The sequence below is a fragment of the Nonomuraea sp. NPDC050022 genome (assembly GCF_044460705.1).
In the GTDB taxonomy this organism is placed as follows: Bacteria; Actinomycetota; Actinomycetes; order Streptosporangiales; family Streptosporangiaceae; genus Nonomuraea.
The window spans coordinates 197932-214591 of the sequence record NZ_JBITKE010000011.1 but is presented as its reverse complement, the minus strand read 5'-3'; the positions used below and the strand labels follow the sequence as shown (position 1 = coordinate 214591).

The following is a 16660-nucleotide window of genomic DNA, read 5'->3' as shown; positions in this document are numbered from 1 at the left end:
TACCGCTCACTCGCGGTGGATCGGCCGCGTCGCGTCCTCCGGTCCCCGGTACGGCGGGATCACGCCGTACGTGGGCCCGGCCGGAAGGGGGCGCGGCGTCGACCGCCAGCGCGAAGGGAAGGCCGAACCCACCAGCAGCAGCACGCCGATCATCAGCAGCACCCCGGAGTAGGTCAGGGTCAGGAACCCGTTCCAGAGGACCGCGGAGAAAATCCGCTCAGGCATCAAGTGGAGGCCGACGGTGTCCAGAATCGGCAGGAGTCCGAACGCGGTGAACTCCAGCCCGCCCACCAGCGAGGCGACGGGCGACAGCCGCGAGGCGAGCAGCGGCGCGAGCAGGCCCCCCGAGGCCACGATCGCGCCGATCCCGGCCCAGGAGATGGTGAACTGCTGGTAGTTGAGGCTGAACTCACCGACGCCGTAGAACAGTCCGACGGCGATCAGCGGAGGGAGGAGCAGCCCCGCGACCAGCCCGAGCGCATGACGGGCACCATTTGGCATGATCAACCCCGTTTGTCGGTTTTGCGGGACAACCTACCGCGTGGACTCCCTGACGACGAGATCCGGTTGGAACATGATCTGCTGGTGCGCGTGCGTCCCCGGGTTGTCGCACTCGTCGAGCAGCAGTTCGGTGGCCACCCGGCCGAGCTGGTACGTGGGCTGCCGGACCGAGGTCAGCGACACCGTGGAGGCCGAGGCGAAGTCGATGTCGTCATAGCCGATCAGCGACACGTCCTGAGGCACCCGTACACCCGCCTGGAGCAGGCCGCGCAGCATGCCGAGCGCGAGCAGGTCGTTGGCGCAGAACAGCGCGTCCGGAAGCGTCCCCTCAGCGAGCAGATTCTCGGCCGCCTGCTGGCCCGCCTTTGCCGTCATTGCGGGCATCGAGACCTCGAGCAGTTCGCGCGGCTCGCGCCCGGCGGCGGCCATCGCCTGTTCGGCGCCGCGTTTGCGGTCCTGGCACTGGCGGATCACGGGGGGCCCGGTGACGTAGCCGAGGCTGCCCGCGCCGCCCTCCAGCAGGTGGGCGACGGCCATCGAGCCGCCGGTCACGTCGTTCACGGCGACCGCGCACTGGTCGGAGCGCTCGGCCGGATGGTCGACGAGCACCACGCAGATGCCGCGTCCCCGCAACTGGTCGAGCCGGCCGGGGTCCTCGTCGGACGGTGTGATGAGCACCCCGCGCACCCGCTGCTCGGCGAACACCAGCAGGTTGCGCTCCTCCTTCATCCGGCTGCCCGAGGAGTTGCCGAGGATGACGGCGTAGCCGCGCTCGCTCGCCACGTCCTCCACCCCGGCGGCCACGTCGGTGAAGAACGGGTTGCCGATGTCGATCACGGACAGGCCGACCGTGCGGCTGTGGCCGGCCCGCAGCGTCGAGGCGGAGCCGTGCCTGACGAAGCCGAGCTCCCTGATGGTCGACTCGACCCGGATCCGGGTGGAGTCGGCCACCTTCTCCGGACGGTTGAGCACGTTGGACACCGTGCCGGGCGACACGCCCGCCCGGGCCGCGACATCCTTGATGCTCACCGTGGTCACGACCCCTCCTCCATCCCTCTCATGGGAGCAAGCTCGGTCAGGGGAGCAAGCTCGGTCATGGGTGCCCCCGTGGCTCGTAGGTGCGCAGGCTCTCACTTCGTCGTACCAGAGCCCGCATGTCGGCCAGGTCGCCGACCAGGTCGCGCGCCCGCGCCTGGACCAGCGCGTTCCCCAGGGCGGCCGCCTCGACGGGCCCCGCGACGACCGGCAGGCCGGTGGCGTCGGCGGTGAGCTGGCACAGCAACGCGTTGCGCGATCCGCCGCCCACCAGGTGGACGACCTCGACCGGCCGCCCGCTCAACCGGACGGCGTCGGCGACGGCCCGCTGGTAGGCGAGGGCGAGGCTCTGCAGGATGCATCGTACGGCCTGCGCCCGATCCTCCGGCGCCGCCTGCCCGGTACGCGCGCAGTAGTCCGCGATCCGGGCGGGCATGTCGCCCGGCGGCAGGAACGACGGATCATCCGGATCGATGACCGCCTCGGTCCTGGCCTCGGCGGCGGCGGCGAGCAACGGCTCCAGCGCCGGGTCGCCCCACACGCGCAGGCACTCCTGCAGGATCCACAGGCCCATGACGTTGCGCAGGTAGCGGGTGGTGCCGTCGATGCCGGCCTCGTTGGTGAAGTTGGCCAGGCGGCTCTCCTCCGTGAGCACCGGGCCGGGCAGCTCCACGCCGACCAGGGACCAGGTGCCGCAGGAGATGTAGGCGAAGCGGTCCCCGGTGGCGGGCACGCCGACCACGGCCGAGGCGGTGTCGTGCGAGCCCACCTGGGCCAGGGAGGTGGTGTAGCCGATCTCGGCGGCCACGTCGGGCCGCAGCTCCGCGACGCCGCCATCCGAAATTTCGGGAAAAATCCGGCTGGGGAGGCCGAGGCGGTCGATCAGGTCCCAGGCCCAGTCCCGCTTGGTGACGTCGTACAGGCCGGTCGTCGAGGCGTTGGTGCGCTCGGCGCCGCGTTCGCCGGTCAGCCAGTAGCCCAGGAGGTCGGGGATCAGCAGCATCGTCTCGGCCCGGTCCAGCCGGTCGCAGGCGAGCTGGTTGATCGTGTTGAACCGGAGGAACTGCAGCCCGGTCACCTCGTACGGGTCGACCCGCTCGGTCACCTTCTCGGTGCGCCCGTCGCGGTAGTGCACCGGGTTGCCGATCAGCGCCCCGTCACGGTCGAGCAGGCCGTAGTCGATGGCCCACGCGTCGATGCCGACCGACTCGGCGGGCCCGGCTCTGCGCAGCCCGTCGAGCACCCCCTGGTAGAGGGAGAGGATGTCCCAGTGCAGCGTCCCGGCCACGCGTACGGGCCGGTTGACGAAGCGGTGTTCCTCTACGAGCCGCACGCTGTCGGCCGAGACGTCGGCACTCATGACCCGCCCGCTGGAGGCGCCAAGGTCCACTGCAGTGAATCGCACCCCCCGATTAAAACGTAACAATCACAAAGACGCCAGAAGACGCGTGAAGGCATTGACGCCTGCTGGTCCAGCGCTTAGATTCCGGGTTCGTCGCGATTAAAACGTTTGTTGTCCGGAGGATGCATGAGCGGTGCCCCCACCCTCGCGCTCGCGAACGTCAGCAAGTCGTTCGGAGCCGTCAGAGCGCTGCGCGACGTCTCACTCGAACTGTTCGCCGGCGAAGCGCACGCGCTCGCGGGCGAGAACGGCGCGGGCAAGTCCACCCTGGTCAAGACGCTCGCCGGCGTCCACCGGCCGGACACCGGCCAGGTCCTGCTGAACGGCGAGCCGGTCGTCTTCGCCGGACCGGCCGACGCTCAGCAGGCCGGCGTGGCGGTCATCTACCAGGAGCCCACGCTCTTCCCCGACCTGTCCGTGGCCGAGAACATCTTCATGGGCCGCCAGCCCCGCCGCACCCTGGGCCGCATCGACCGCAAGGAGATGCACGGCCAGGCACGGCGGCTGTTCGAACGGCTGGGCGTCGCGCTCGATCCCGAGCAGCCCTCGCGCGGCCTGTCCATCGCCGACCAGCAGCTCGTCGAGATCGCCAAGGCCCTGTCCCGCGAGGCTCGCGTCCTGGTGATGGACGAGCCGACGGCCGCGCTGTCCGGCAACGAGGTGGCGCGGCTGTTCTCGGTGGTCGAGGCGCTGCGCGAGCACGGCTGCGCGATCCTGTTCATCTCGCACCGGCTGGACGAGATCTTCTCGCTCTGTCAGCGGGTCACGACGCTGCGCGACGGCGCGTGGATCGCCAGCGAGCCGGTCGCCGGGCTCACCCACGACGACCTGGTACGGCGCATGGTGGGCCGCGAACTCGGCACCCTCTACCCCAAGGAGGAGGCCACCCTCGGCGAGGTCGCCCTCCAGGTGGACCGGCTGACCCGCGAAGGCGTCTTCACCGACGTCTCCTTCCAGGTACGGCGGGGCGAGATCGTCGCGCTGGCCGGGCTGGTGGGCGCCGGGCGCAGTGAGGTGGCCAGGGCGGTGTTCGGGGTGGACCGCTGGGACGCGGGCTCGGTCTCGGTGGACGGCCGGCCGCTGCCCGCCGGGAGTCCCACGGCGGCGATGGGCGCGGGCCTGGCCCTGGTGCCGGAGGACCGCCGTCAGCAGGGGCTGGTCATGGAGCTGTCGATCGAGCGCAACATCGGCCTGACCGGGCTGGGCTCGCTGCGCAGGGGACTGACGATCTCCCGTACGGCCGAGCGCGACCGGGCCAAGGACTGGGCGGTGCGGCTGCGACTGAAGTTCGCCCGGCTGAGCGACGGGGTGGGCGTGCTGTCCGGCGGCAACCAGCAGAAGGTCGTGCTGGCCAAATGGCTGGCCACGAAGCCGTCCGTACTGATCGTGGACGAGCCGACCCGCGGCATCGACGTCGGCACCAAGGCGGAGGTGCACCGGCTGCTGTCGGAGCTGGCCGGGCAGGGCATCGCGGTGCTCATGATCTCCTCCGACCTGCCGGAGGTGCTGGGCATGGCCGACCGCGTGCTGGTCATGCACGAGGGGCGGCTGACCGCCGAACTCTCGCGCGCCGACGCGACCGAGGAGAGCGTGATGAGCGCAGCCACCGGGAGGGCCGCATGACTGGGGGAGCGGCATGACGACCGCCACCGCGCCACCCGAGCAGACGACGCCCGCGCGCAGCGCCCGCGGTCTCGTGGACCTGGTGTTCCGGGCCCGCGAGCTGAGCCTGGTCATCGCGCTGGCCGCGCTGGTCGGCGTCACAGCCAGCGTCAACGGCAACTTCCTGTCCGGGCAGGGAGTCGAGGACATCCTGCTCAACACCGCCACCCTCGCGCTGCTGGCCGTCGGCCAGTCCATGGTGGTGATCACCCGCAACCTCGACCTGTCTGTCGGCTCGGTGGTGGGGCTGGTCGCCTTCGTGACCGGCGACCAGCTGGCGAGCGGCATGGGCATCCTGCCCGCCGTCCTGCTCGGGGTGGCGATCGGCGCGGCCTGCGGGCTGATCAACGGCCTGCTGGTCAGCTTCTGCCGGGTCCCCGCCCTGGTGGTGACGCTCGGCACCCTCTACGTGATCCAGGGGATCGACCACTACATCGCCCACGGGCGGCAGATCAACGCGGTCAACCTGCCGCCGGGGCTGCTGTCGCTGGGCAACGGCTCGGTGCTCGGGGTGCCGTACCTGCCGCTCATCACGCTGGTGATCATGGTGGCGATCGGTTACTACCTGCGGTCGTACCCGAGCGGCCGGGAGTTCTACGCGATCGGCTCCAGCCCGGAGGCCGCCCGGCTGGCCGGCGTGCCCGTCAGGCGGCGGGTCCTGCTCGCCTACCTGGTCAGCGGCTGCCTCGCGGGGCTGGCGGGGGTGCTCTGGCTGGCCAGGTTCGGCACGGTCATCGCCGACTCCGCGCACGGCTGGGAGCTGCTCGTGGTCAGCGCGGTCGTGGTCGGCGGCGTCGCGATCACCGGCGGCGTCGGCAGCGTGTACGGAGCGGCGCTCGGCGCCCTCCTGCTCACCACGATCGGCAGCGCGCTGGTCGTGCTCCGGGTCAACCCGTTCTGGCAGCAGGCCATCACCGGCGCGCTGCTCCTGCTGGCGATCAGCGTCGACCGGGTGCTCGCCCTCAGATTGGCCCGCCTGCTCAGGAACAGGAGCCGTCATGGCTAAGGTCTTGCGCTGGGACGTGCTGGTCGGCGCGCTCCTGATCGCCGTGTTCGCGGCCGGCTCGCTCACCTCGCCCGGCTTCGCGACCGTCGACAACCTGTCGTTCGCGCTCGGGGACCTGGGCGAGATCGCGCTCATCGCGCTGGCCATGACCATGCTGGTGGTGGCCGCCGAGGTGGACCTGTCGGTCGCCTCCGTGCTCGGGCTCTCCAGCGCGCTGGTCGGCTCGCTCTGGGACGGCGGCATGGCCATCGAGGCGATCATCCCGATCGCCGTACTGACCGGGGCCGTGTGCGGGCTGGTCAACGGCCTGCTGGTGACCCGGCTCGGGCTGCCGTCGCTGGCCGTCACGATCGGCACGCTCGCCCTCTACCGCGGCCTCGCCTACGTCGTGCTCGGGGACCGGGCGGTCGCCCAGTTCCCGCCGGACTACACCGCGCTCGCCGTCAATGACGTGCCCGGGACGCCCATCCCGTACCCGATAGCGGTGTTCGTCCTGCTCGCCGCCATCGTGGGCGTGGTCCTGCACGCCACCGGCTTCGGCCGGGCGCTGTACGCGATCGGCGCCCAAGAGCAGGCCGCGTTCTTCGCCGGGATCCGCGTCAAGCGCATCAAACTGCTGCTCTTCGTCATCTCCGGCACCGTCGCCGCCTTCGCCGGCGTCGTCTTCACGCTCAGGTACGGCTCCGCCCGCGCCGACAACGGCGTGGGCATCGAACTCGCCGTCATCGCCGCCGTCCTGCTGGGCGGCGTCGACTTCGACGGCGGCAAGGGCACGCTCGGCGGCGTCATCGCCGGCGTGCTGCTCATCGGATTGCTGCGCAATCTGCTCATGCTCGGCGACGTCTCGACCGAGATCCAGTCGATCGTCACTGGACTGCTCCTCATCGTCTCGGTGCTCACCCCCCGTCTCGTCTCGCTCGTCAGGCCAGCTCTGAAAGGATCCCCATGACCCCGATGCGCCTGACCGCTGTGACCGCGCTGCTTGCTCTTGGCGTGGCGGCTTGCAGCGGTACGACCAAGTCGAACGTGACCTCCGCGCCCGCGCCGGCGCCCGCCTCCTCTTCCGCCGCCGCCAAGGCCGACCCGAACGCCCCGATCAAGCAGGGACTGAAGATCGCCTTCCTTCCCAAGGCGATCAACAACCCCTACGAGACGATCGTCGACAACGCCGGCATCGAGGCGGCCAAGGAGTATCAGGGCGAGGCCAAGGAGGTCGGCCCGTCCGACGCCTCCGCCTCGTCGCAGATCTCCTACATCAACACGCTCACCCAGCAGGGCCACGACGCGATCCTCATCGCCGCCAACGACGCCAACGCCGTCTGCGGGCCGCTCCAGCAGGCCCGCGCCAAGGGCATCAAGATCGTCGCGTACGACTCGGACGCCGCCCCTGAGTGCCGTGACCTGTTCATCAACCAGGCCAGCTCGGAGGAGGTCGGCCGCAGCCAGGTCAAGCTGCTCGCCGGGATGATCGGCAACAAGGGCGACATCGCCATCCTGTCGGCCACCGCGAACGCCACGAACCAGAACACCTGGATCAAGTTCATGAAGGACGAGCTCGGCAAGCCCGAGTACAAGGACATGAAGCTGGTCAAGGTGGCCTACGGCGATGACGACGACCAGAAATCGTTCACCCAGACGCAGGGCCTGCTGCAGGCGTACCCGAACCTGAAGGGGATCATCTCCCCGACCACGGTCGGCATCTCGGCCGCGGCCCGGTACATCTCCGGCTCCAAGTACAAGGGCAAGGTCGTGCTCACGGGGCTCGGGACGCCGAACCAGATGCGGCAGTTCGTCAAGGACAAGACCGTGGCGAAGTTCGCGTTGTGGAACCCGAAGGACCTCGGCTACCTGGCCTCCTACGCCGCCGCGGCGCTGGTGTCGGGGCAGATCACGGGGGCTGAGGGGGAGACGTTCAAGGCGGGCAAGCTGGGCGAGCGGACGATCGGCAAGCAGGGCGAGGTCATCCTGGGCCCGCCGTTCACGTTCGAGGCGGCGAACATCGACCAGTTCGACTACTGACGGTTTTTGATTCCTAGTCGGCCCGGCGCCGTTGTGGGCGCCGGGCCCCCCGGCGCCGCGAGGGTCCGTGCGGGGTGGATATGAGAGGAGGTTGGTTATGGAGCGGGTGTGTTTCGTGTTGAAGGTCCGGCCCGAGCGGCTCGACGAATACACCGAGCGGCACCAGGCCGTCTGGCCGGAGATGCTCGAAGCGCTGACGAAGGCCGGGTGGCGCAACTACTCGTTGTTCCTGAGCGACGACGGACTGCTGGTGGGCTACCTGGAGACCGACGACTTCAAGGCGGCTCAGCAGGCGATGGCCGAGACCGGTGTCAACGCGCGCTGGCAGGCGGAGATGGCTCCCTTCTTCGAGGCCGGACGGCCCGACGAGGGGCTGCTCACGCTGGCCGAAGTTTTCCATCTGGCTTGAAATCGGGGAAAAAAGATGATCAAGGATCAGCTGCGGCAGCAGCGCATCGAGACGCCGTCCTGGGCGTACGGTAACTCCGGCACGAGGTTCAAGGTGTTCGCCCAGCAGGGCGTGCCGCGCGACCCGTACGAGAAGCTGGCCGACGCGGCCCAGGTGCACCGCTACACCGGCGTCGCGCCGACCGTGGCGCTGCACATCCCGTGGGACAAGGTCGACGACTACGCCGACCTCGCCCGGCACGCGACCGAGCAGGGGGTGACCATCGGGGCCATCAACTCCAACGTGTTCCAGGACAACGACTACATGCTCGGCAGCGTCACCCACCCCGACCCCGAGGTGCGGCGCAAAGCATTGCGGCACCTGCTCGACTGCGTCGACATCATGGACGCCACCGGGTCCGACACGCTCAAGCTGTGGTTCTCCGACGGCACCAACTACCCGGGCCAGGACGACATCAGGGCCCGTCAGGACCGGCTCGCCGAAGCGCTCGCCGCGGTCTACGAGCGGCTGGGCGAGGAGCAGCGGTTCCTCCTGGAGTACAAGCTGTTCGAGCCCGCCTTCTACATGACCGACCTGCCCGACTGGGGCACCGCCTACGCGCACTGCCTCAAGCTCGGCGATAAGGCGCAGGTCGTGGTCGACACCGGGCACCACGCGCCCGGCACCAACATCGAGTTCATCGTGGCGTTCCTGCTGCGTGAGGGCAAGCTCGGCGGCTTCGACTTCAACTCGCGCTTCTACGCCGACGACGACCTGATGGTGGGCGCGGCCGACCCGTTCCAGCTGTTCCGCATCATGTTCGAGGTCATCGGCGGCGGTGGCTACACCACCGAGACCGCCTTCATGCTCGACCAGTGCCACAACATCGAGCCCAAGATCCCCGGCCAGATCCGCTCGGTGATGAACGTCCAGGAGGCCACCGCCAAGGCGCTGCTCGTCGACCGCGACGCGCTGGCCGCCGCCCAGCGGGAAGGTGACGTGCTCGGCGCCAACGCCGTGCTCATGGACGCCTACAACACCGATGTCCGCCCGCTGCTCGGTGAGCTGCGGGAGGAGATGGGGCTCGCGCCCGACCCGATGGCCGCCTACGCCAAGTCCGGATACTTCGAGAAGATCGCCGCCGACCGTGTCGGCGGTAACCAGGCAGGCTGGGGGGCCTGATGTCGAACGCCAAGAACGAACTGCTCGAAAGAGCGCACACGCTCGGCTCCGATCCGCGCAACACCAACTTCGCCGGCGGCAACGCCTCCGCCAAGGGCACCGAGAACGACCCGGTCACCGGCCAGGACGTGGAGCTGCTCTGGGTGAAGGGCTCCGGCGGCGACCTGGGCACGCTCACCGCCGGCGGCCTGGCCGTCCTGCGCCTGGACCGGTTCAGGGCGCTGACCGGCGTCTACCCGGGCGAGGAGCGCGAGGACGAGATGGTGGCGGCCTTCGACTTCTGCCTGCACGGCAAGGGCGGCGCCGCACCGTCGATCGACACCGCCATGCACGCCCTGGTCGACTCCGCCCACGTCGACCACCTCCACCCCGACTCCGGCATCGCGATCGCCACCGCCGCCGACGGCCCCGAGCTGACCGCGCGCATCTTCGGCGACCGGGTCGTCTGGGTGCCGTGGCGGCGGCCCGGCTTCCAGCTCGGCCTCGACATCTCCGCGATCAAGGCCGCCAACCCGCAGGCCATCGGCTGCATCCTGGGCGGCCACGGCATCACCGCCTGGGGCGAGACGAGCGCCGAGTGCCAGGCGAACTCCCTGGAGATCATCCGTACCGCCGAGCAGTACATCGCCGACCACGGCCGCCCGGACCCGTTCGGCGCCGTCGTCCACGAACCCCTGCTGGAGGAGGCCAGGCACCGGCGCGCGGCCGAGCTCTTCCCCGCGATCCGCGGCCTGGCCAGCACCGACGCCCGCCAGGTCGGTCACTACACCGACTCGCCCGAGGTGCTCGACTTCCTGGCCCGCGCCGAGCATCCCAGGCTCGCCGCGCTCGGCACCTCCTGCCCCGACCACTTCCTGCGCACCAAGGTCGCCCCCCTCGTCGTGGACCTGCCGCCGGACGCGCCGCTCGCGGACGTCCTGACCCGGCTGGGCGAGCTGCACACCCAGTACCGCGCGGAGTACGCCGCCTACTACCAGCGTCACGCGGCCCCCGACTCGCCCCCGATGCGCGGCGCCGACCCGGCGATCGTGCTGGTGCCCGGGGTCGGCATGTTCAGCTTCGGCAAGGACAAGCAGACCGCCCGGGTCGCCGGGGAGTTCTACGTCAACGCGATCAACGTGATGCGCGGCGCCGAGGCGCTGTCCAGCTACCAGCCGATCGAGGAGTCGGAGAAGTTCCGCATCGAGTACTGGGAGCTGGAGGAGGCCAAGCTGCGCCGCCTGCCCGCGCCCAAGCGGCTGGCCGGGCGCGTCGCGTTCGTGACCGGCGGCGGCTCCGGCATCGGCGCCGCCACTGCTAGGCGGCTGGCGGCCGAGGGCGCGTGCGTGGTGGTCGCCGACCGCGACCTGGGCGCCGCGGACAAGGTGGCCGCCGAACTCGGCGGCGCCGCCTACCGGCCGCAGGACGTCGCGATCGCCGTGGGCGTGGACGTGACGTCCGAGGAGCAGATCGCCGAGGCGGTACGCCAGGCGGTCCTCGCCTTCGGCGGCGTCGACCTGGTGGTCAACAACGCGGGCCTGTCCCTGTCGCGCTCGCTGCTGGAGACCACGCTCGACGACTGGAACCTGCAGCACGACGTGATGGCCCGCGGCTCGTTCCTGGTCTCCAGGGAGGCCGCGCGGGTCCTGCTGAGCCAGGCCATGGGCGGCGACATCGTCTACATCTCCTCCAAGAACGCCGTCTTCGCCGGGCCGAACAACGTCGCCTATGGCGCGGCCAAGGCCGACCAGGCCCACCAGGTACGCCTGCTCGCGGCCGAGCTGGGCCCGCACGGCATCCGGGTCAACGGGGTCAACCCCGACGGCGTCGTACGCGGCTCGGGGATCTTCGCCTCCGGCTGGGGCGCCAACCGGGCGGCCGTCTACGGGGTGGAGGAGGAGCGCCTGGGCGAGTTCTACGCGCAGCGGACGCTGCTCAAGCAGGAGGTACTGCCGGAGCACGTGGCCGCGGCGGTGTTCGCGCTCACGGGCGGGGAACTGTCGCTGACGACCGGGCTGCACATCCCGGTCGACGCGGGAGTGGCCGCCGCCTTCCTGCGCTGACGCTCGTACGCCGGGAAATGCGCCCCCTCCGCTCTGGGGGCGCGTTTCCCGCCGAAGCCCCGACCTGTCACGGCGGCATACCCCGCCCACGACCGAAAGACCGGAAGAGGAGACCAAGAAGACATGACGCTCGAACGGATCCCCGCGCGGCCCACCAAGGTCGGGCTCGTGGCGGGCGGGCTCGGCGCGTACTGGCCGCAGTTCCCCGACCTGCTGCCGCAACTGGAGCGCTCGTCCGCGCGAGTCTCCGAGCGCATGGGCACGCTCGGCTGCGAAGTGGTCGACGTCGGCTTCATCTCCGACGCCCAGCAGGGCGCGGCCGCGGCCGAACGGCTGCGGGAGGCGGGCTGCGACCTCATCGTCGGCTTCCTCACCACCTACATGACCGCCACCATGCTGCTGCCGATCGCCCAGCGCAGCGGCGCGCCGGTGCTGCTGATCAACCTGCAGCCGTCGGAGTCGATGGACCACGAGACGTTCGACACCGGGCAGTGGCTGGCCTACTGCGGCGCGTGCCCGCTGCCGGAGATGGCCAACACCTTCACCAGGGCCGGGATCCCGTTCCGTTCGGTGTCCGGCTACCTGGAGGACGAGCGGGCCTGGGCGCGGATCGAGCGGTGGGTGAAGGCGGCGGGCGTACGGGCCACGCTGCGCGACGGGCGGCACGGGCTGATGGGCCACCTCTACCCGGGCATGCTCGACGTCGCCACCGACCTGACGCTGGTGCCGGTCAACCTGGGCGGGCACGTGGAGGTGCTGGAGTTCGACGACCTGCGGGTACGCGTCGAGAAGGTCACCGACACCCAGGTCAAGGAGCGGATGGAGCTCGCGCGGGAGGTGTTCGAGCTGGCCGACACGGTCGTGCCCGAGGACTTCGAGTGGGCGGCCCGCGTCTCGGCCGGGCTGGACCAGCTGGTGGCCGACTTCGAGCTGGACAGCCTCGCCTACTACCACCGCGGGCTCGACGGCGAGATCCACGAACGGCTCGGCGCGGGCATGATCCTCGGCTCGTCCCTGCTCACCGCGCGGGGCGTCCCGGCGGCGGGGGAGTACGAGCTGCGGACCTCGCTGGCCATGCTGATCATGGATCGGCTGGGCGGCGGCGGCTCGTTCACCGAGCTGCAGGCGCTCGACTTCCTGCGCGGCCATGTCGAGATGGGCCACGACGGGCCCGCCCACCTGGCGATCAGCTCGCGCAAGCCGCTGCTGCGCGGCCTGGGCGTCTTCCACGGCAAGCGCGGATGGGGCGTGTCGGTCGAGTTCGACGTCGCGCACGGGCCGGTGACGGCGTTCGGGCTGCTTCAGCGGCGTGACGGCCGGTTCGGCTTCGCCGTGTCGGAGGGTGAGACCGTGGACGGGCCGCACCTCAAGATCGGCAACACCACGTCGCGCGTCGACTTCGGCCGCGATCCGGGGGAGTGGACGGACGACTGGAGCGCCACCGGCATCTCCCACCACTGGTCCCTCGGCACCGGCCACCGCGCCGCCGAACTGCGCGCCCTGGCCGACCTCATGGGCGTGGAAGTAGTCGAAGTCTGACATTTCGCATTATTTCCTCAGAAATAGCTGTGAACCGGCTCTTTGGGCCTTTGCCGGGCTGGGGCGCGGGGGCATCGTGGGCCGCATGAGATCAGCGATCCTCACGACCGCGCTCTGCGCCCTGCTCGCTACCTTGCCCGGCGCGCCCGCGTCGGCGGCCACGCAGCCCGGCATGTCGGCGGCCACGCAGCCTGACACGTTGGCGCAGGTGGCGACGTTGCCCGGCACGTTGGCGCAGGCGGCCACGCTACCCGGCACGATCGCGCTCCCCAACGGCTTCCGGCCGGAGGGGATAGCGATCGGCAGCCGGCCTTTGGCCTACCTCGGCTCCCTGGCGAACGGCGACATCTACCGCGCCGACCTGCGCACCGGCCAGGGCGCCGTCGTCAGCAAGGGCCCCGGCACCCCTTCGGTCGGGCTCAAGCTCGACTCGCGGAACCGCCTGTTCGTCTCCGGTGGCGCCGCCGGGAACGCCCGGGTGGTCGACGTCCGTACCGGAGCGGTGCTCAAGTCGTACTCGCTGGCCAACGGGGCGTCGTTCGTCAACGACGTCGTGCTCACGCGGGACGCGGCCTGGTTCACCGACTCCACCAACCCCGTCCTGTACAAGCTGGCGCTCGGCCGGCACGGCGCACTGCCCGACCAGGCGGTATCGGTGCCGCTCACGGGCGCCATCCAGTACACGACCGGCAACAACGCCAACGGCATAGCCCCGACCCCCGACCGCAAGGGCCTGCTCATCGTCCAGTCCAACGTCGGCAAGCTCTTCAAGACCGACCCCGCCACCGGCGTCACCACGGAGGTGAACCTGGGCGGCGAGTCCCTGGTCAACGGCGACGGCCTGCTGCTGGGTGGCCGGACACTGTACGTGGTGCAGAACCGGCTCAACACGGTCACCGTCATCCGCCTGACCGCCGACGGCTCGTCCGGCCAGGTCGTGAACCGGCTGACGGACCCGCGCTTCGACGTCCCCAGCACCATGGCGTCGTTCGGCAACCGCCTCTACCTGCCCAACGCCCGCTTCACCACGACTCCCGCCCCCGACACGACGTACACGGTGAACGCGATCACGGCCCCACGCAACCACTGACCTGGCCGTACGCGCTGCGGGTGCACGGCCAGGCCCCTGGCTGGCGGACGGTGACGCGGTCGCCCGGCGGCGCCGTCACCGGCGAGTGGGCGACCAGGTAGGACGCGAGCGCCCCGGTGTCGTCGGCACCGCTCGTGTACGTGGTCGTCCCCTCCCAGCGCGGCCAGCCGTCGAAGCCGGCGATGAGGCTCCAGCCGCCCGCGACCTTGATCTCCTGCGCGGCCCTCACCGGAACCCCGTCGAGCGTCATCGACAGGACCTTCCCGCTACCGAGGGTGTAGCGCAGCCCGGCAGACGGGGTCAGCACCGTGCCCGCCGCGTTGGGTGCGGCCAGCAGCTTCTTGAGCTGGCCGCCGGTCATCGTCTGCACGTTGATGGCCAGCCCGGCGGGTTGCGCGTTCCACAGCTGCTCGAAGCCGATCGGTCCGGCGGGCAGGTCCGCTCTGACGACGTACCTGTTGACGAGCGCGACCTGCGCGCCGGACCTGGCCCGCACCGACGCGAGCTGCGCGTCGGCCACCAGTTCGGCCAGCGGGCCGCCGCTCGCCGTGCGGGTGATGTCCTCGGCGGCGACACCGAACGTCTCACCGGATGGCGGAGTGCCGCACTTGAAGTAGTAGAGGGCGTTGGACCGCAGGCCGTCGGGCTGGTTGATCTCGATCTGGACCGCGTAGTCACGCGAGTCCCACGCCGATTCCCACGTGACGGTCTCCAGCACGGCCTGGTAGACGGCGTCGCGTTCGGCGGGAATGACGAGCGTCTTCCACTCCTGGGCGCCGACGAGGCGGTACTCGATCGTCTGCGCGCCCGAGGGCAGCCCCTCGAAGTAGCCGTGGACGTCGAAGGTGACCGGGCACTTCGACGCGGTGGTGCGCTCGAAGACGATGTCCAGCTTGCTCACCACGTTCGTCGTGGTGGCTTCTGCCCCCGTGGCGAGGACGCCGAGAGCCAGGGCCACGACGGCCACCAGCCCCCCGAGACGACGTCCTGCCGAAGTCCATAAACCCACAGGCATTCCTTTCTCGTGATCTTCGTAGCGGACAGGCGACATGTGTCGCGGGCTTGATCGTCCACGCCTTCGCCGAAACCGACAGGGGATTCGATCACACTTTCCCTGTCAGACTCGAAATCGGCACAGCGGTGGATGTGATCAGCGGTTGAATCGAACACTATATCGAGATCATTCCCGTGCGCCAGCCCCAAAGTGGCGATGTCCACGATGGTGGCCGCTCGTGGGCGGCGAGTGGAATCGACCTGACGATCTCAGCGAGACGGCTGAAGCTTCTGACTCGATTCACATGCGTTGTGTAAAGATATTGGTCAATGTCCTCTACGTCCTGGTCGAGAAGATCGATATGCTTCGACGGTCGATCAGCGCTTGGCGCGCTCTGCCGGTGTTTGCGCTAATTTCAGGGAAATGATCTAGGCGATGGAGGCCGTTCATGACGGAGCACGGCGCAAGCGGACCTAGCGGCATCGACGTCACCAGGCCGAGCGTCGCCCGGATGTACGACTACTACCTGGGGGGCAAGGACAACTTCGAGATCGACCGGGATGCCGTACGCCGAGTCGAGAAGGCCATGCCAGAGGTCCGCCAGCTGGCCCTGGAGAACCGGGCGTTCCTGCGCCGCGCCGTACGCCACATGGCAAGGCAGGGGATTCGGCAGTTCATCGACATCGGTTCCGGCCTGCCCACGGTCGGCAACACGCACGAGATCGCCCAGGAGATCATCCCCGACGCCCGCGTTGTCTACGTCGACAACGACCCCGTCGTGCTGCAACACGGCCGCGCCCTGCTCGCGACCGACGAGAACACCACCGTGGCCGCCGCCGACATGCGGCGCCCCTCCGAGGTCCTCGACCATCCGCAAACCGTCAAGATCCTCGACTTCACCCAGCCGATCGGCGTCCTGATGATCGCTATGGTGCACTTCCTGACCATGGATGAGCGGGGCGCGGTCATGACTCAGCTGCGCGACGCCCTGCCGTCCGGCAGCTACCTCACGCTGACCCACGTCACCCGCGATGGCCACCAGGCGGATGCGGTGGCCGCGATCGAGGCTGCTTACGCGGCCACGCCGACGCCGATCTACTTCCGCGAGCACGCCGAGGTCGCACGCTTCTTCGACGGATTCGAGCTGGTTCCTCCGGGCCTGGTCACCATCGACACCTGGCACCCCGACCCAGACGACTTGGCCCCCGAGGCCACACGATGGCTCTACGGGGGCGTCGGCCGCAAGCCGTAACCCGCGCCCAGGGCGTACCGGTGAAGCCTTCTTCCGCCCGGGATTATTTGTCCGGACTTCCAGGCTTTCCCGGCAGCCGCAACCTACTCTCCCGCCAAGGTCACCGATCCCGTACGTCACGTCGATCCGCTGATCGGATCGGCCAACGGCGGCAACACCTACCCCGGCGCCGTCCTGCCGTTCGGGATGATCTCGTGGAGCCCGACCAACACGGCGGGTGACCAGACCAACGCCGCGGGCGCCAACGGCTACTCCTACAACACCCCCCGCGTGAGAGGCTTCGCGCTCACCCACGTCAACGGCGCGGGGTGCCATCCGGGGGCCGTGGGCGACATCCCGATCATGCCGTTCGCCGGCCCGATCACGTCGTCACCGACCGCGGACACGACCGACGCGATCTACGCGAGCACCTTCAGCCACGACAACGAGAGCGCACGGCCCGGCCGATACACGGTCACGCTGGACTCCGGCGTCAAGACCGACCTCGCGGTCACCACACGTTCCACCAGCACAGCACGGACTACGGGCCCAGAGTAGAATCCCAGGTT

At 69.8% G+C, this 16660-nt stretch carries 15 protein-coding genes; 11 read left to right on the top strand and 4 right to left on the bottom strand.

The features are described from left to right. Positions 1 to 6 precede the first annotated feature (6 nt). Genes ACIBO2_RS41565 through ACIBO2_RS41555 form a run of 3 tightly spaced genes read right to left on the bottom strand, consistent with a single transcriptional unit; the run spans position 7 to position 2896 of the window. Positions 7 to 501: a hypothetical protein gene (locus ACIBO2_RS41565; protein ID WP_358546208.1), complete on the bottom strand. Its 495-nt coding sequence runs from the start codon at positions 499 to 501 to the stop codon at positions 7 to 9. Positions 502 to 534: 33 nt separating this feature from the next. After that, positions 535 to 1539, bottom strand: coding sequence for a LacI family DNA-binding transcriptional regulator (locus ACIBO2_RS41560; protein WP_358546205.1), 1005 nt, complete (start codon positions 1537 to 1539; stop codon positions 535 to 537). Positions 1540 to 1594: 55 nt separating this feature from the next. Next, positions 1595 to 2896, bottom strand: coding sequence for a rhamnulokinase family protein (locus ACIBO2_RS41555; RefSeq protein ID WP_397304030.1), 1302 nt, complete (start codon positions 2894 to 2896; stop codon positions 1595 to 1597). A gap of 168 nt (positions 2897 to 3064) precedes the next feature. Here ACIBO2_RS41555 and ACIBO2_RS41550 point away from each other — a divergent pair, with 168 nt between their 5' ends. The 9 genes from ACIBO2_RS41550 (at position 3065) to ACIBO2_RS41510 (ending at position 13866) form a co-directional block, all read left to right on the top strand. Next, entirely contained in the window at positions 3065 to 4561 is a 1497-nt protein-coding gene (locus ACIBO2_RS41550) for a sugar ABC transporter ATP-binding protein (RefSeq protein WP_358546199.1), read from the top strand. 13 nt (positions 4562 to 4574) lie between these two features. Beyond that, on the top strand, positions 4575 to 5606 hold the full coding sequence (locus tag ACIBO2_RS41545; RefSeq protein WP_358546196.1) for an ABC transporter permease: 1032 nt from the start codon (positions 4575 to 4577) through the stop codon (positions 5604 to 5606). Beyond that, a complete protein-coding gene (locus ACIBO2_RS41540) occupies positions 5599 to 6555 on the top strand; it encodes an ABC transporter permease (RefSeq protein WP_358546193.1) in 957 nt (318 codons plus the stop codon). Before ACIBO2_RS41545 ends, ACIBO2_RS41540 begins: the two co-directional genes overlap by 8 nt. After that, positions 6552 to 7625, top strand: coding sequence for a rhamnose ABC transporter substrate-binding protein (gene rhaS, locus ACIBO2_RS41535; RefSeq protein WP_358546190.1), 1074 nt, complete (start codon positions 6552 to 6554; stop codon positions 7623 to 7625). Before ACIBO2_RS41540 ends, rhaS begins: the two co-directional genes overlap by 4 nt. A 97-nt stretch (positions 7626 to 7722) precedes the next feature. Next, the gene (locus ACIBO2_RS41530) at positions 7723 to 8034 is read left to right on the top strand and encodes an L-rhamnose mutarotase (RefSeq protein WP_358546187.1); all 312 of its coding nucleotides are present in this window, start codon (positions 7723 to 7725) and stop codon (positions 8032 to 8034) included. A gap of 15 nt (positions 8035 to 8049) precedes the next feature. Further along, entirely contained in the window at positions 8050 to 9195 is a 1146-nt protein-coding gene (gene rhaI / locus ACIBO2_RS41525) for an L-rhamnose isomerase (protein ID WP_358546184.1), read from the top strand. Next, positions 9195 to 11237, top strand: coding sequence for a bifunctional aldolase/short-chain dehydrogenase (locus tag ACIBO2_RS41520; protein ID WP_358546181.1), 2043 nt, complete (start codon positions 9195 to 9197; stop codon positions 11235 to 11237). The genes rhaI and ACIBO2_RS41520 overlap by 1 nt, the downstream gene beginning before the upstream one ends. Before the next feature lie 123 nt (positions 11238 to 11360). Continuing rightward, entirely contained in the window at positions 11361 to 12776 is a 1416-nt protein-coding gene (locus ACIBO2_RS41515; protein ID WP_225297993.1) for an L-fucose/L-arabinose isomerase family protein, read from the top strand. Positions 12777 to 12861: 85 nt separating this feature from the next. After that, a complete protein-coding gene (locus tag ACIBO2_RS41510) occupies positions 12862 to 13866 on the top strand; it encodes a superoxide dismutase (protein WP_397303932.1) in 1005 nt (334 codons plus the stop codon). On the opposite strand, the gene ACIBO2_RS41505 is transcribed toward ACIBO2_RS41510, so the two are convergent. Then, complete coding sequence (locus ACIBO2_RS41505) at positions 13844 to 14875, bottom strand: 5'-nucleotidase C-terminal domain-containing protein (protein ID WP_397303931.1); 1032 nt, start codon at positions 14873 to 14875, stop codon at positions 13844 to 13846. The genes ACIBO2_RS41510 and ACIBO2_RS41505 overlap by 23 nt on opposite strands. A gap of 433 nt (positions 14876 to 15308) precedes the next feature. Here ACIBO2_RS41505 and ACIBO2_RS41500 point away from each other — a divergent pair, with 433 nt between their 5' ends. Then, positions 15309 to 16112, top strand: coding sequence for an SAM-dependent methyltransferase (locus tag ACIBO2_RS41500; RefSeq protein WP_397303930.1), 804 nt, complete (start codon positions 15309 to 15311; stop codon positions 16110 to 16112). A gap of 42 nt (positions 16113 to 16154) precedes the next feature. Then, positions 16155 to 16649 carry a hypothetical protein gene (locus tag ACIBO2_RS41495; RefSeq protein WP_397304029.1) on the top strand — a complete coding sequence of 165 codons (495 nt, stop codon included), beginning with the start codon at positions 16155 to 16157 and terminating at the stop codon, positions 16647 to 16649. The last annotated feature ends 11 nt before the right edge of the window (positions 16650 to 16660 follow it).